This window comes from Xanthomonas sp. Leaf148, assembly GCF_001423585.1.
In the GTDB taxonomy this organism is placed as follows: Bacteria; Pseudomonadota; Gammaproteobacteria; order Xanthomonadales; family Xanthomonadaceae; genus Xanthomonas.
This window is the reverse complement of record NZ_LMOP01000001.1, coordinates 741,834-757,257: the sequence shown is the minus strand read 5'-3', so window position 1 is coordinate 757,257 and position 15,424 is coordinate 741,834. Positions and strand designations below refer to the sequence as shown.

At 64.6% G+C, this 15,424-nt stretch carries 10 protein-coding genes; 5 read left to right on the top strand and 5 right to left on the bottom strand.

What is annotated here, in order from left to right; all coding sequences use genetic code 11:
* Positions 1 to 254: 254 nt before the first annotated feature.
* Entirely contained in the window at positions 255 to 2,789 is a 2,535-nt protein-coding gene (locus ASF90_RS03110) for an excinuclease ABC subunit UvrA (RefSeq protein WP_055845700.1), read from the top strand.
* A 224-nt stretch (positions 2,790 to 3,013) separates the two neighbouring features.
* On the opposite strand, the gene ASF90_RS03105 is transcribed toward ASF90_RS03110, so the two are convergent.
* Entirely contained in the window at positions 3,014 to 4,054 is a 1,041-nt protein-coding gene (locus ASF90_RS03105; RefSeq protein WP_236699183.1) for a fibronectin type III-like domain-contianing protein, read from the bottom strand.
* Between the two features lie 183 nt (positions 4,055 to 4,237).
* Positions 4,238 to 5,311 carry an NAD(P)-dependent alcohol dehydrogenase gene (locus ASF90_RS03100; protein ID WP_082473384.1) on the bottom strand — a complete coding sequence of 358 codons (1,074 nt, stop codon included), beginning with the start codon at positions 5,309 to 5,311 and terminating at the stop codon, positions 4,238 to 4,240.
* 132 nt (positions 5,312 to 5,443) lie between these two features.
* Between ASF90_RS03100 and ASF90_RS03095 the strand changes: the two genes are divergently transcribed.
* Complete coding sequence (locus ASF90_RS03095; protein WP_236699182.1) at positions 5,444 to 6,019, top strand: TetR/AcrR family transcriptional regulator; 576 nt, start codon at positions 5,444 to 5,446, stop codon at positions 6,017 to 6,019.
* A 302-nt stretch (positions 6,020 to 6,321) separates the two neighbouring features.
* Here the strand turns inward: ASF90_RS03095 and ASF90_RS03090 are convergent, their stop codons facing one another.
* The 3 genes from ASF90_RS03090 to ASF90_RS03080 are packed head-to-tail and all read right to left on the bottom strand — an operon-like array spanning position 6,322 to position 10,252.
* The gene (locus ASF90_RS03090) at positions 6,322 to 8,619 is read right to left on the bottom strand and encodes a xanthine dehydrogenase family protein molybdopterin-binding subunit (RefSeq protein ID WP_055845689.1); all 2,298 of its coding nucleotides are present in this window, start codon (positions 8,617 to 8,619) and stop codon (positions 6,322 to 6,324) included.
* Positions 8,616 to 9,704, bottom strand: a complete 1,089-nt coding sequence (locus ASF90_RS03085) for a xanthine dehydrogenase family protein subunit M (RefSeq protein ID WP_055845686.1) — start codon at positions 9,702 to 9,704, stop codon at positions 8,616 to 8,618. Before ASF90_RS03085 ends, ASF90_RS03090 begins: the two co-directional genes overlap by 4 nt.
* Positions 9,677 to 10,252 carry a 2Fe-2S iron-sulfur cluster-binding protein gene (locus tag ASF90_RS03080; RefSeq protein WP_055845683.1) on the bottom strand — a complete coding sequence of 192 codons (576 nt, stop codon included), beginning with the start codon at positions 10,250 to 10,252 and terminating at the stop codon, positions 9,677 to 9,679. The genes ASF90_RS03085 and ASF90_RS03080 overlap by 28 nt, the downstream gene beginning before the upstream one ends.
* Positions 10,253 to 10,533: 281 nt before the next feature.
* On the opposite strand from ASF90_RS03080, the gene ASF90_RS03075 reads away from it, so the two are divergent.
* From ASF90_RS03075 to ASF90_RS03065, 3 genes are all read left to right on the top strand, one after another.
* On the top strand, positions 10,534 to 11,058 hold the full coding sequence (locus ASF90_RS03075) for an RNA polymerase sigma factor (RefSeq protein WP_055845680.1): 525 nt from the start codon (positions 10,534 to 10,536) through the stop codon (positions 11,056 to 11,058).
* Positions 11,055 to 12,158 carry a FecR domain-containing protein gene (locus tag ASF90_RS03070; protein WP_269079381.1) on the top strand — a complete coding sequence of 368 codons (1,104 nt, stop codon included), beginning with the start codon at positions 11,055 to 11,057 and terminating at the stop codon, positions 12,156 to 12,158. Before ASF90_RS03075 ends, ASF90_RS03070 begins: the two co-directional genes overlap by 4 nt.
* A gap of 342 nt (positions 12,159 to 12,500) precedes the next feature.
* Complete coding sequence (locus ASF90_RS03065; RefSeq protein ID WP_055845677.1) at positions 12,501 to 15,401, top strand: TonB-dependent receptor; 2,901 nt, start codon at positions 12,501 to 12,503, stop codon at positions 15,399 to 15,401.
* The last annotated feature ends 23 nt before the right edge of the window (positions 15,402 to 15,424 follow it).

The window sequence follows — 15,424 nt, the reverse complement described above, 5'->3', positions numbered from 1 at the left end:
AGCGACCGATCAACTCTCTGGTGCGGTGTTCTCGCTGATTGCGGGACCGTGTGGCGGCATGGATGCCGCCACCGAGCCTCCACGGACGGATTCACGGCGTGTCCCGCGAGCGGTGAGGGCACCGCGCCTTCGACCAACCAGGCTTTTGATCCGAGCATCTGCCTGCATCTAAACGACGCTACGATGTTGCAACGACATCGGCTGCATGCATGCCGCGCTAGGCTAGGGCGCTGTCGAATGTCGGTTCGCTAGTCATGTCTAACGCAACGTCGTCTTCCTCCGGCCTGGTGCGCGTGCGCGGTGCGCGCGAGCACAACCTCAAGAATGTGGACGTGGACATTCCGCGCGATGCGCTGGTGGTGTTCACCGGCGTCTCTGGTTCGGGCAAGTCGTCGCTGGCGTTCGGCACTATTTTTGCCGAGGCGCAGCGCCGCTATCTGGATTCGATCTCGCCGTATGCGCGTCGCCTGATCGACCAGGTGGGCGTGCCGGAGGTGGATGCCATCGACGGGCTGCCCCCAGCGGTGGCCCTGCAGCAGGCACGCGGCGCACCGAGTGCGCGCTCGTCGGTAGGCAGCGTCACCACCATCTCCAACTCGCTGCGCATGCTGTATTCGCGTGCGGGTAATTATCCGCCTGGGCAGGAGATCATCTATGCGGACGGGTTTTCGCCCAATACGCCGGCCGGTGCCTGTCCCACCTGTCACGGCCTGGGCCGCATCTACGACGCCACCGAAGCCACCATGGTGCTCGACCGCAGCCTGAGCATCCGCGAGCGCGCGGTAGCCGCCTGGCCGGGTGCCTGGCACGGGCAGAACCAGCGCGACATCCTCACCACGCTGGGCCACGATGTAGATGTGCCGTGGCACACGCTGCCGAAGAAAACCCGCGACTGGATTCTGTACACCGATGAGCAACCGGTGGTGCCGGTGTATGCCGGTTACACCCTGGACGAGGTCAAGCGCGCACTCAAACGTAAGGAAGAGCCCAGCTACATGGGCACCTTTACCAGTGCGCGGCGCTATGTGTTGCACACCTTTGCCAGCACGCAGAGCGCGCAGATGAAAAAGCGCGTGGCCCAGTATCTGGTCAGCACGCTGTGCCCGCAATGCGATGGCAAGCGGCTGCGACGCGAGGCGTTGTCGGTGACCTTTGCCGGGCTGGATATCGGCGAGTTGTCGCGCAGGCCGCTGGATGAAGTCGCCGAGCTGTTGCGCCCGGCTGCCGATGCCGATGTGCGGACGCAGGCAAAAAAGAAGGATGCCGCGCAGCACCCGGAACAGGTGATCGCCGCGCAACGCATTGCCGAGGATTTGCGCGCGCGGATCGCCGTGGTGCAGGCGCTGGGCCTGGGTTATCTCAGCCTGGAGCGCAGCACGCCCACGCTGTCGCCGGGCGAGCTGCAACGCCTGCGGCTTGCCACGCAGATCCGCTCGCAGTTGTTCGGCGTGGTGTATGTGATGGACGAGCCATCGGCGGGCTTGCATCCAGCCGATGCGCAGGCGTTGCTGGGGGCGCTGGACCAGTTGAAGGCGGCGGGTAATTCGGTGTTCGTGGTGGAGCACGAGGTGGATGTGATCCGCCATGCCGACTGGATCGTGGACGTGGGCCCTGCGGCCGGCGTCCATGGCGGGCAGGTGCTTTACAGCGGGCCGCCAGCGGGTCTGGACGCGGTGGCGGCATCGTCCACGCGGCGTTATCTGTTCGGCACGCCACCGGCGGTGCTAAGCCATGCGCGCGCCGCGACCGGTTGGCTGCAGCTGCGCGGCATCACCCGCAACAACGTACGCGCGCTGGATGTGGATCTGCCGTTGGGCGTGTTCACCACGGTGACCGGTGTGTCCGGCTCGGGCAAATCGTCGCTGGTGAGCCAGGCGCTGGTGGAATTGCTGGCCGCGCATCTTGGTCATGCAGCGTCTGAAGAGGACGACGCGCTGGACCCCTTGGAGCGCGGCACGCAGGTGCCGCTGGGTGGCGCGATCGTCGGCGGGCTCGATCGCGTGCGCCGGCTGGTGCGGGTGGATCAGAAACCGATCGGCCGCACGCCGCGGTCCAACCTGGCCACCTACACCGGCTTGTTCGATCCGGTGCGCAAGTTGTTTGCGGCCACGCCCACTGCGCGCCGCCGTCGCTACGACCCCGGGCAATTTTCGTTCAACGTCGCCAAGGGCCGCTGCGCCACGTGCGAAGGCGAAGGCTCGGTGTCGGTGGAATTGCTGTTCATGCCCAGCGTATACGCACCGTGCCCCACCTGCCACGGCGCGCGCTACAACGCCAAGACGCTGGAGATCGAACTGCGCGGGCACACCATCGCGCAGGTGCTGGCGATGACGGTGGATCAGGCGGCGGCATTTTTTGCCGACGACGCCAGCGTGTTGCGGCCGTTGCAAGTGTTGCGCGAAGTGGGGCTGGGCTATCTGCGTCTGGGCCAGCCGGCCACCGAGTTGTCCGGTGGCGAAGCGCAGCGCATCAAGCTGGCCACCGAACTGCAACGCGCCCAGCGGCGCGACACCGTCTACGTGCTGGACGAGCCCACCACCGGCCTGCATCCGTCCGACGTGGATACTTTGATGACCCAGCTGCAAGGACTGGTGGACGCCGGCAATACGGTGATCGTGGTCGAGCACGATATGCGCGTGGCTGCCAGCAGCGATTGGGTGCTGGACATGGGGCCGGGCGCAGGCGGTGCCGGCGGCGACGTGGTGGTTGCCGGCACGCCGGATGCGGTTGCGCGGCACCGTGCCAGTCGCACCGCGCCGTTTCTGGCACAGGTGCTGGCCGGGGAATAGCACGCAGCGACATCCGATGCGCCGCGGTTGTCCAGCACTCGCAAGATCAGCCGGTGCAGTGGTGGTCTCCGCAGCGGCGCGCTTGGAGCAACCGATGAAGTGACCGCGCCAGCAGCGAACACGTGCTGTCTGTGCTCGCCGCTGTCATGCACCTCGGCTGCCCCGTGGCGCCTGTGCGCCATCCATGCCCGATTGGCGGCGGCCCGCTGCGCTTTGTTGGTGACTCAGCCCAACAACTCGAATTGCGCATGCACGCCATCGGCTTCGGCAGATGGCGCAAGCCACACGTCGAACAGGCCCGACTCCACGATCGGGGTCATTGCCTGCCCGACAAACACCAGATGCGCGCGACGCAGCTCGAACTGCACGCCGACGCTACCGCCGGCAGGTACCCTGACCTTGCGGAAGTCCTTGAGCTCACGCACCGGGCGGGCAACGCTGGCGGTGCGGTCGCGCAGATAGAGCTGCACCACTTCGTCGGCGTCGCGGCTGCCATGGTTGTTGATGCGCGCGGTGATTTGCAGGCTGCCGGTCGCCGTCATCTGCGGCGCGCTTAGCTGCAGATCGGTGTAGGCGATGCGCCCGTAGGTCAGGCCATGGCCAAACGGGAACAGCGCCGTGTTGGGCACGTCGCGGTAATGCGTGGTGTACCGCTGCAAGCCGTGCGGATCCAGGTTGGGGTGGCCGCTGGGCGGGTGCGCATAGGTGTAAGGCACCTGGCCTGCGGCGTGGGGAAAACTCACCGGCAAACGGCCAGAGGGCGCCTGCACACCGAACACGATATCGGCAATTGCATTGCCGGCTTCCGAGGCCAAAAACCATGTGACCAGGATCGCCGCGCTCTGCAGCGCCGGGCCTTGCAGCGCGAGCGCAGGGCGGTGCTCAGCAGCAGCACGACCGGCGTACCGGTGGCCGCCACTGCGGCCACTCAGCGCAGCCTCTTGCAGCTGCCGATGCCAGCGCACGTTGGAGCCGTTGAACACACCGGTTAGTTGCCCGGCCCGCGCCGCGGCCAACTGGTTGCGCCCGGCGCCGTCCTTGCTCGCCGGATTGGCGTTAATCGCTTTGTCGACCTGTTCTGCAGAACTGAAAAGACTGAGCTGGCCGGCCTTTTCTTCCATGCTCATGCGCGCGATCAACGCCTCGATAAAGGCCGGCCCACGCGATGGCCCCGGTGGCAGCGCCCAGCCGCTGGGAATGCGCGAAAGCACCGCGAGCGTTGCCGCACCACGAAGCAACTCACGACGTGTAGTGCGCGCAGGCATGCGGGAACCTTGCAGGGCGGAAGATGCGCTCACGCTACCTCAGCGTGATGCTCTGCGGCCGGTTGGGTTCGCATCGCATGTAGGGCTTGAGGAAGGCGGGTTTGCGCATCGGGCGTACGTTGCAACGCAGCGATGCAATGCCGGCACGCGCACCGGCCGCGCAGGCATTGCGCGGCTGTCCGCTTACAAGGCCGATGCCTGCAGATCGATCACAAAGCGGTAGTGCACATCGTTGTTGTGGACGCGCTCGAATGCAGCGTTGATGTCCTGCAGCTTGATCAATTCGATATCGGCCACGATGCCGTGCTGCTGGCAGAACGCGAGCATGGTGTGGGTGTCGGCGGTGCCGCCGGTGCCCGAGCTGGTGACCTTGCGGCGGCCCATGGCCAGCAACACCGGGCGGAAATCCAGTTGGTCGGGCAGACCCAGCGTGCACAGCGTGCCGTCGAGATTGAGCGCCTTGAGCATGTCGTTCATGGGATAGCTGCGCGAGACGGTGTCGAGGATGAAATCGAAGCGGTAGGCCTGCGCCTGCATTTGCGCCGCATCGGTGGAGACCACCACCTCGTGCGCGCCCAGGCGGTGCGCTTCGGCGGCTTTCTTCGGCGAGGTGGTGAAGGCGACGACATGCGCGCCCATGGCACGGGCAAACTTGATGCCGAGATGGCCAAGCCCGCCGATGCCGACCACGCCGACGGTGTGGCCGGGGCCGATGCCGTAGCGGTGCAGCGGCGCAAAGCAGGTGATGCCGGCGCACAGCAATGGCGCGGCGGCGGCAGGGTCCAGGCCGTCGGGCAATGGGTAGACGAAGCGAGCGTCGGACACGTAGTACTCCGAATAGCCGCCGCGCGTGCGGCTGCCGTCCACGCGATCCACGCCATCGAAGGTCAGGGTGGGGAAGGCGTGGCAATACACTTCGTCATGCGCCTGACACGGCGCGCAGTGTTGGCAGGAGTCGACGATGGTGCCGATCATCACGTGCTGGCCCAGCGTAAAGCCTTCAACCTCCGCGCCCAGCTCGATCACTTCGCCAACGATTTCATGGCCCGGCACCAGCGGGTATTCGCTGGCCCACTTGTTCACCGAGTGCAGGTCCGAATGGCAGACGCCGCAGAACAGCACCTTGATTGCGACATCGGTGGCGCGTACCGCGCGGCGTTCGAACTGCCACGGCACCATGGCGCCTTCTTTTTCGAGCGCTGCATAGGCGCGGGTGGTGCGGCTGGCGCCCCTGGTGTGCGGGTTGGCAGAGGTCATGGCGGTCGCTGTGCTTTACAATTGGCGGAACGTGTAAGATTTACGTATTTACAAATAATGTCAAGTGTAAAGTCAACGAAGAAGGCGGCTATCCCCGCCACAGCGCCTGCCGAAAGCAAGGAGGCGCGTGTCATGGAGACCGCGCTGCAGCTGTTTTTGCGGCATGGCTACCGCAAGGTGAGCATGAGCGACATCGCCCAGGCTGCGCAGATGTCGCGGCCGTCGCTGTATGCCGCGTTCCCCAACAAGGAGGCGATCTTTGCCGCGCAGGTCGTGCGTCAGCGCGACATTTGCACGGCGGCAACGGCGCAGCGCGTACGCGATACGCAGGACCTGCAGACCCAGTTACGGCAGTTGTTCGATATCTGGGTGCTGGAGCCGGTGGCCGCGGTGATCGGCTCTGAAAACGGGCTGGATCTGGTTGCCAACTGCGGTGTGTATGCGCCCGACGCGCTGGATGCGCTGTACCAGCAGATGGAAGACACGCTGGTGCAGCTGCTGCGCCCGCATGTGCGCGACAACAGCGCGATGTCGGCAGCCGATCTTGCCTACATCCTGCGGCTTGCCACCACCAGCCTCAAGGCATCGGCGGATAACGAAGCGGTGTTGCGGCGTTTGATCGCCGGTCTGATCACCATGGCCTTGTCCACGGTGCAGGCGGGCAGTGCGCAGACGCCGGGCAAGAAGAAGGCCGTGCGCGGACGGTGATGCTGGTGGCATACAGGTGAGAGGGTTGGCGCGGCGTGTTGATCTGGATTTGTCATCGCGTTTTGACGTCAGTCGTCAAGCGGCACTGTGTCGCGTGCTCAACGGCGATCAATGCGTGATGGCGCGTGACGGATGTTGGCGAGCTATGCGGTCTGCATCTCGTTGAGTGATTGAGCCGGGTTAGCTTGTGTTTGCACGGCGCGTTCGCAATCACGCAGCGGGCCCGACATCGTGCAATGTCGAGCTCGTGGGAGACGCCATCAGCCCTGACTGCGAGATCCTGAGATCCCGCAGCAGCTCGCTCAGTCTGCCATCACCTTGTCCGGCGTCATTGGCGTACTGCGGATGCGTTTGCCGGTGGCGTGGAAGATGGCATTGCAGATGGCTGCCGATACACCCACCTGGCCGATCTCGCCGACGCCTTTCGCCCCCAGGCTGCTGACCACGCGGTCGTCTTCGTCTGCAAAGATCACCTCGATGTCGTGGATGTCGGCATTGGCGGAGACGTGATACTGCGCCAGATCGTGATTCATGAAGCGGCCGAAGCGGTGATCGGCCTGGGTATGTTCGTGCAAGGCCTGGCCGATGCCCCACACAACACCGCCGATGATCTGGCTGCGCGCGGTGGTCGGGTTGAGAATGCGCCCCGCAGCAATCGCGCTGACCACGCGCGTCACCCGCACGCTGCCCAGCTCTTCGTCCACGCGCACTTCCACAAACACCGCAGCATGCGTGGCACGGGTGTATTTGCGCTGTTTGAGCACGTTGGGCAGCAGCAGGAACTTGTCTTCGATCTGCTCCAGTTCGGCCGCACGTAACAATGCCGGCAACGCAATCGCGCTGCTGGCATCGGCACGCAATGCAATCGTGCCATCGGCAAACACCACATCTTCCAGCTTGACCCGCGCAAAGCGCGAGTTGGGCAACGCCTGGGCCAGGCGTAGCAGGCGCGTGCGCAATTTGCCGCATACACCGTCCACCGCCGAGCCGATCGTGGTGACATGCGAGGAGCCGCCTTCGATGGGTGCGACAGGCAACGTCGAGTCGCCAAGCTGGAAGGTCACCTGTTCCAGCGGAAGGCCCAGCGCTTCGGCAGCGATCATCGCCATCACCGTGTAGGTGCCGGTGCCGATATCGCTGGCGGCACTGCTCACCACCAGTCGGCCATCGGCGTGCAGCACGGCATGGGCGCGCGCAAACATCTGCATCGCATCCCATTGCCCGGTGGCCATGCCCCAGCCGACCCACTCGCGGCCTTCCTTGCGTGCGCGCGGCTGCGGCGGACGCTGTGCCCAGCCAAAGTGCTCGGCACCTTGCTGGTAGCACTCGCGCAACGCCTTGCTGGAAAACGGCTTGTCATCGGCGGGATTGACCTCGGCGTAATTCTTCAGGCGCAGCGCCAGCGGATCGATGCCGACCTCGTAGGCCAGCTCGTCCATCGCCACTTCCAGTGCATGCATGCCATGGGTGGCACCGGGCGCGCGCATGTCCATCGGGCTGTACTGATCCAGGCTGACCAAGTTGTAGCCAAGATGCACGTTGTCGCAGGCGTAGAGCTGCCCGCTCCAGTTGACCACCACCTCGACGTAATCTTCGATGCGCGAGGTCTCGGCGATGGCCTCGTGCCAGATGGCGCGCAAGCTGCCATCGCGGTCTGCACCGAGCTTGAGCCGCTGCACGGTTTCCGGGCGATGGCCGAAGGTAAACATCTGTTGCCGCGTCATCACCACACGCACCGAGCGGTCCAGCTTGATCGAGGCCATCACCGCCAGCGCCAGCTGATATTGCGGCCGCAGACCGGAGCCGAACGCGCCGCCCACATACGGATTGCGCACGGTGACCTTGCGCTTGCTCAGGCCGAACACATGCGACACATACCAACGGCTGTTCTGCGAGCCCTGTGTCTTGTCGTAAATGGTGAAGTGGCCGTCTTCCTCGCGGATGACGGTGGAGGCGAACAACTCCATCGGGTTGTGGTGCTCCACACCGCTGTAGTAATCGGCCTGCACCTGACAGGCGGCATTGACGAAGGCAGTGTCCGGTTTGCCCCTGTCCTTGGGCGGTGGCGAAAAGCCTGCCTTCAACGCCTTGGGTTTGTGCGCACGCTCCAGATTGGTCATCAAGTTGGTTTCGTGCGGCTCTTGCGCGTATTCAACCTGCACCAGATGCGCTGCATGGCGCGCAGCCTCGAACGTGTCTGCCACCACTAGTGCCACCGGCTGCCCGCTGTAGCGCACGGTGTTGTCGTACAGGGGGCGAAACGGCGAACCGGCCGGCGCGGTCATGTCCTTGTAGAACAGATCCATGCCACGCATGTGCGGGCGATTGTCGTGGGTGACGATCTCCAGCACACCCGGCACCGCGCGTGCGGCAGCCAGATCGAAACCGACAATCGTGCCCTTGGCGATCGTGCTGCTGACCACCACGCCATAAGCCAGATCCGGTACCGGCCACTCGGCGGCATAGCGCGCCTGGCCGGTGACTTTTGCACGCCCATCGATGCGCGGCACACCGGTGCCGGTAGGGCGGAAGCCGGTGCCTTGATCGGCGACCGGCGGCGTCAGTTCGCTGTTGGATAGATCGGTGCTGCGTGCGTTCATGGCGCTTGCTCCAGCGCACTGGTGCGCCCGCGGTTATCGGTGGTGCCCTCGCGCGCGACCTCGAGTGCGCGCACGATGGCGCGGCGCGCCATTGGCAGCTTGAAGGCGTTTTCGCCCTGCGCTTGTGCACCTTGCAGCAAGACATCGGCCAGAGCTGCGAAGGTGTCTGCGGTTGCTGGCAATCCCACCAGGTGCGCTTCTGCATCGGGATTGCGCCACGGCTTATGCGCCACCCCGCCCAGTGCAACGCGCACCTCGCCAATGCTGCCGTCGTCCTTCAAATCCAGCGCAGCAGCCACCGACACCAATGCAAATGCATACGACAGGCGCTCGCGGATTTTCAGATAAGCGCTATGGGCGACAAAGCGCTGCGCGTCGGGCAGATCGATATGCACGATCAACTCGTCCGGCGCCAGCGTGCTGTCCAATTCCGGATGATCGCCAGGCAACCGATGAAAATCGGCAAAGGCAATATCGCGTTCGCCTTGCGGGCCTTGCACATGGACGACTGCATTCAGCGCGGCCAATGCCACGCACATATCCGACGGATGCGTGGCGATGCAGTGCGCGCTGGTGCCGAGAATGGCGTTGTACTTGGTCAGCCCGCCAATGGCCGAACACCCGCTGCCCGGTGCACGCTTGTTGCAAGGTGTGGCGTGATCGTAGAAATACAGACAGCGGGTACGTTGCAACAGGTTGCCGCCGTTGCTGGCCATGTTGCGGATCTGCGGCGACGCGCCCGCCAGGATTGCCGCGCTCAGCAACGGGTAACGCGTCTCGACCTCTGGGTGATACGCGGTATCGGCATTGCGTGCGAGTGCGCCCAGACGCAGGCCGCCCTCCGGCGGCGTGGTAATGCTGTCCAGCGGCAAGCGATTGATGTCGACCAGGCTACTGGGGCGCATCACTTGCAGCTTCATCAAGTCGGTGAGGTTGGTGCCGCCGGCGATCAGGCGCACGGGCGCATCCGACGGCACCGGCTGCGGGTCGTTGCCGCGCGATGCAATAGCAGTGAGCGCGGCATCCACGCTGTCTGGGCGCGCGTAGCTGAGCGGGATCATGCCGGCACCGTCCCGGGCGTCCACGGCGTGGCAGCGCTGTCGCTGCTGTCGCTGGGCTTGCCCATCACTTCCATCACCGCATCGGTGATCTGCGGATACGCACCACACCGGCAGAGATTGCCGCTCATCAGCTCGCGTACCTGATCGCGGTCGTGCGCTTTTCCTTCATTGAGCAGGCCAACCGCAGAACACAATTGCCCCGGCGTACAATACCCGCACTGAAACGCATCGTGCGCGATGAAGGCGCGCTGCAGCGGATGCAGCTGTTCGCCATCGGCCAGGCCCTCGACGGTGGTGATGTCGGCGCCGTCCTGCATCACCGCTAACGTCAGGCAGCTGTTGATGCGGCGGCCGTCGACCAGCACCGTGCATGCACCGCATTGGCCATGATCGCAGCCCTTTTTGGTGCCGGTGAGATCGAGCCGATCGCGCAGCAGATCGAGCAGGCTGATCCAGGCTTCCAATTGCAATTGATAGGGCTGACCATTGATGCGCAGGTTGACCGGGTAAGTCGGCACAGCGGTGGCGATTGCCGGCGCCGTGTGATCGGCAGTGGCGGGCGTGGCATTCATGCGAACCCCGTGGCGATGGCTGGGAGGAGGGGACTCACCTTGACCCGCATAGGGTCAAGGTGCGGTGTAGGGACGGTGTAGATGTAGCGATGCTCGGTCGCGCTTGCGCACGCCAATCGCAATGCTGTGGCGTTCGCTCAGCTGCATTGCGATGGCTTGCAATGGGCAATCGGTTGCGCAGCGCAGTGGCCCGCTTTGCAGGTGCGTTGCGCGTTGCGCGTCATCGTGGTGTCACCTGAATTGGCCAGGCTAGCCCACCCAGCGCAAGGGGAGCGCGCACGATGAAAGCCAACGTCAGCCGCGCGTGGACCCAGGTGTTCACGCAGCACGGATCTGTGCTGCGCGGTTTTTTTGTGCGCCGCGGTGCCAAGGAGGACGCCGAGGACCTGGTGCAGGAAACCTATCTACGCCTGTTGCGCGCGCAGCAGGATCAGGGCGAGGGCATCGCCAATCCGGAAGCCTATCTGTACACGGTGGCGCTGAATCTTGCGCGCGAGCAGGCGGTGCGCCGCAAGCAGGCGCCGTTGCAGATCGAAGAAATGGAACAGTTTTCGCAGTTGCTGGCCGCAGGCGAGGATGTGGAAGACGCCGCGCACCGTCAGCAGCGCCAACAACGATTGCAGGCCTTGCTGGCCACCTTGCCCGAGCGCACCTGCGCGGTGCTGGTGATGCAGTACCGCGATGGGCTCAGCTACAAGCAGATCGCCGAGCGCATGGGCGTGTCTGCACATATGGTCAAGAAACATGTGGTACGTGGTTTGTCGGCGTGCAGGCAGGCGGTTGCCGACAGCGGTGAGAGCTGGTGAGCACGCGTCTTTGGGCCACCCGCAGGGCTGCCAGCGAGGCCGCGCACTGGCATGCGCTGCAACGCATGCAGGCGCTGGACGCACAGCAGCAAGCAAGCTTCATGCAATGGCTGACCGCATCGCCACTGCATGTGCGCGAATACATGGCCGTGCTGCGCGTGGCCGGTGAGCTGGGCGATGCCTTGCGTGGCATGCAGCTGGATGTGGATGCCTTGCTCGATGGCGATCGCCGTACGCGTGCAGCTGCAGCCTCGCGCAATGTGATCGTGTTGCCGTTGCCGTCGCGATTACCGCAACCACAACCACAACAGCCTCGACATACGCCGCCGCCGGGCCGCGCCGATGGTCAGCGCAGTGCGCGCGTCCGCGGCTGGAGCCTGGGTTTGGCCGCAGCGGTGTGCGGTGTGGCGGTCTTGACCGGCTGGGCGTGGCCGCGCACGCAGACCTATGCCACCGCGCATGGCGAGCAGCGTCGCGTGCAATTGGCCGATCGCAGCGTAGTGCATCTGAACGCGCTCAGCAGCGTGCGCGCGACCATGACGCCGTGGAGTCGTCGCCTGCAATTGCTGCAGGGTCAGGCCAGCTTTGAAGTGGCCCAGGACCGCCGTCGGTTGCAGGTGTATGCGGGCCGTCTGCGTGTTGAAGATATCGGTACCACCTTCGATATTGCGTTGTATCGGCAGCAGGCGCGCATCGAAGTCACCGAGGGCCGCGTGCACGTGTGGCGCGATGACCGCAAGCAGCAGCCGATGCTGGCGAACCTGGGCGCCGGGCAGAGCGCACGAATCGACGCTGTGTCCGGCCGGGTCGACGTGTCCAACGAGGATGTCGCCGCGATGCATGCGTGGTGGCAGCGGCGCATCGTGTTCCGCGATGCACCGCTGACCACCGTTGCCGAGGATTTCAATCGGCTCAATCGCACCCGCTTGCTCATCGACGATGCCGCCGCCGGCGCGTTGCGGCTCACCGGTAACCTGCGCGGCGACGATGTCGCATCCCTGCGCGCGTTTCTCGACGACCAACCCAACCTGCGCGTGGTCGCTGCGCCGGGCGTGTTGCGCGTGAGCAGCCGACCAGCGCAGGGCGCCGCTGCGCACTGACGACAGCGGCGGGGAATGGCACCAATAGCACCGTCGTGGCCGACCTGACATACCCGAGCCAGGCGCGCCCGGCTGGGCGGCATCGTGTGTGTGCCGCGCTCTGACAGCAGCCATGTCCCTTTCAAGACTGGCCAGTCTGCGCACGCGCGCAGATGCACCCGCATCGCTCACTCAGCGTCGTGCACCTGCGTGCCTGCGCGCCGGCACCAAGTGCGTGTCACAGAAAATTCATCAAAAACCGGTGCCCGATCGTCGCTGTCGTCCCTCGTAGTCCGGGTACAACGCAGCATTCCCGCCTGTGCGTGGCGCTGCGCATTGCTTCCTCCCCTACTGGATTCTACGATGCGTCGTACGTTGGTTCTTTCGATTGCTCTCGCGTTGCATGCCGGTACTGCCGGTGCCCAGACCACGCCGGTGGCCGTGTCGGTCGATGCGATTCCCGCCCAGCCGTTGGCACGTGCACTCAATGCCTTGTCGCGTCAGACCGGCCTGCAATTCGTGTATGCCGCAGGCGTTGCCGGCAACCCGCAAACCCGTACCACCACTGCCGGCATCGCGCCGGAGCAGGCCTTGCAGCAATTACTTGCCGGTACCGGCCTGCGCTACCGCTATCTCAATCCGACCACGGTGACCATCGAAACAGCCCAGGACGCGCCTGGCGCGCAGACGCAGGTGTCCCCGACGTCGGCGGCAGTGGCGAACGCGCCAGTACCACGCGCAGACGCACCGGTGCAGGAGCTGGACAGCATCCAGGTACTAGGCAGTTATGCCGGCAGCCTCAGCGCCGCGTTGCGGCAGAAGCGCTATGCCGACAGCGTGGTGGATGTGATTGCGGCAGAGGACATCGGCAAGTTGCCGGCACAAAACGTGGCCGAAGCGCTGCAGCGGGTGCCTGGCGTATCGATCGTGCGTGACCGCGGCGAGGGCGTGTACGTGCGCGTGCGCGGCCTGGGCCCGAACTTTCAGGTCACCACGCTCAACGGCCAGACCATGGCGGTCAACGAAAACGTGCGCACCTCCGGCCAGACCGGTCGGCAGTTTCGCTACGACACGCTGCCGGCCGAACTGGTGTCCGGGCTGGACGTGATCAAGAGCCCCACTGCGGATCTGGATGAAGGCGCCATCGGCGGCATCGTTAACGTGCGCACGTTCCGCCCATTGGAACTGGGCAAGACGCTGGCCAATGTGTCGCTGGAATCGAGCCAGGCGCAACGCACCCATGCCAACGATCCGCGCGTGTCCGGCCTGTTCAACTGGGTCAATGCCGAAGGCACCTTCGGCATGTTGATCTCTGGCGCCTATGCGCAACGCACGCTGCGCCAGGACCGCGTCAACGAGGTGAGCTGGGACTACTACCGCAGCGGTGTGCCGGGCGTGCCTGGTGCCAATTACGTGCCGACCGGTCTGCGCCCGACGCTGGAGCTGGAAGAGCGCGAACGCACCGGCGTTGCGGCGTCGCTGCAATGGAAGCCCAGCGCGCAATGGGAAACCACGCTGGATCTGCTCTACGCCAAGCAGACCGTGCATTACGACGAATACAGCATGGGTGTCGGCTTCGACAACCTGTCCAGGATGAGCAGCCTGCGCGTGGAAAACGGCGGCATCACTGGCTTCGACTACCGCAATGGTCAGGTGCAGATCTCGCGCGAGACCTCCGGTATCACCGACGACAACCGCAGTGCGCGCCTGTCCAGCACCTGGAGCGGTGACCAATGGACGCTGGGCGCGGTGGCGTTCCACTCGCAGGCGCATAGCTACGATTCGGACCCGATCCGACGCACACGCCTGCGTAGCGGCACCAACCTGTCGATGCGCGTGGACATGCCGCAAGCCGACGGCGACAACGTGCCAGACTGGAGTTTCACCAACGGCTTTGATCCGACCAACCCGGCCACCGTGGCAGGACGCCGGCTGGAATGGCGGCAGATCGATGCGCGCGACAAGGAAGACGCACTGCAGTTCGATGCCAAACGTGTGCTCGACGGCAGCTTCTTCCGCGACATCAAGGTAGGCGCCAAATATCGGGAGCGCTCACGCACCTACGACCGTGCCGACCTGCTGCTCAATAGCATCGCCGGGGTGCGCTTCCCGGCCACTAACTTCACCGCGTTGCCGGTCAACGACATGCTGGCCGACGCTAACGGCAACCTGCCCCGGCAGTGGCTGGCACCGGTCGAGTCCGCGTTCTGGGGCAATTGGCCCACCAGCGCCGATCTGCGCAATACGCCCAACAGCGCGGATCTGCAGAATTCCTATGAGGTGCAGGAAGAGATCGCCTCGGCCTACGCGATGACCGATTTCGGCACCGATCTGGCCGGCCGCGAGCTGCGCGGCAACCTCGGTGCGCGCGTGGTGCGCACCGAGCAGGCCACCGATGGTCATGCCGACGTCAACGGCACGGCCCAGCCAGTGCATTTCGAACGCAGCTATACCAACGTGCTGCCGTCGTTCAACGCGGCCTGGGATGTGCGCGATGACATGGTGTTGCGCACCTCCGCAGCGAAGGTGATCACACGCCCGGATCTCACCGACCTGTCGTCCAAGCTCACCTTCAATTCCAGTGGCGAAATCCTCACCGCCAGTGGCGGCAATCCCGCGCTGCAGCCGTTCGAGGCATGGCAGTACGACCTGACCTTCGAGTGGTATATCGATGGGACCTCGGCGCTGACCGGCGGGCTGTTCTACAAGGATATTTCCAGCTTCATCCAGACCCAGATGTCCAACCTGGTCTACGAAGGCCAGACCTATCTGCTGTCGTCCAAGACCAACGGCAGCAAGGCGATGGTGCAGGGTGCGGAAGTGGCGTATCAGCAGGTGTTTACCGGCTTGCCGTCGCCGCTGGATGGCCTGGGCATGCAGCTCAACTACACCTGGACCGACAGCAAGGCGACCTATCACGACGGTAGCAGCAGCTTTACCGACAGCCTGGAAGGCGTGGCCAAGAATACCTACAACGCCGTGCTGTTCTACGAGAAAGGCCCGTTGATGGCGCGTGTCAGTTACAGCTGGAGCGACGAGATTCTCAATGCCGTCGGCACCGCCAATGTGGCCACGCTCAACAGCGACAAGTTCGGCAGCCTGGATGCCAACGTGGCTTACAAGGTCAACGACACGCTGTCGGTGTTCGTCAACGCGATCAACCTCACCGGGGAAGTGCAGCGTCAGTTTGTCGGCGATCACCTGTTCGGTGGCTATACCGACTACGGCCGCACCTGGTCGTTGGGGCTGCGCGCGCGTTTCTGAGTGTGGCCAAGGCAGGCCGGTGA

Excerpts from the sequence above, each read along its gene's own strand:
- ASF90_RS03090 (WP_055845689.1), bottom strand. The coding sequence starts at position 8,619 with ATGAACGCACGCAGCACCGATCTATCCAACAGCGAACTGACGCCGCCG.
- ASF90_RS03105 (WP_236699183.1), bottom strand. The coding sequence starts at position 4,054 with ATGCCTGCGCGCACTACACGTCGTGAGTTGCTTCGTGGTGCGGCAACG.
- ASF90_RS03095 (WP_236699182.1), top strand. The coding sequence starts at position 5,444 with ATGGAGACCGCGCTGCAGCTGTTTTTGCGGCATGGCTACCGCAAGGTG.
- ASF90_RS03065 (WP_055845677.1), top strand. The coding sequence starts at position 12,501 with ATGCGTCGTACGTTGGTTCTTTCGATTGCTCTCGCGTTGCATGCCGGT.
- ASF90_RS03075 (WP_055845680.1), top strand. The coding sequence starts at position 10,534 with ATGAAAGCCAACGTCAGCCGCGCGTGGACCCAGGTGTTCACGCAGCAC.
- ASF90_RS03110 (WP_055845700.1), top strand. The coding sequence starts at position 255 with ATGTCTAACGCAACGTCGTCTTCCTCCGGCCTGGTGCGCGTGCGCGGT.
- ASF90_RS03080 (WP_055845683.1), bottom strand. The coding sequence starts at position 10,252 with ATGAATGCCACGCCCGCCACTGCCGATCACACGGCGCCGGCAATCGCC.
- ASF90_RS03100 (WP_082473384.1), bottom strand. The coding sequence starts at position 5,311 with ATGACCTCTGCCAACCCGCACACCAGGGGCGCCAGCCGCACCACCCGC.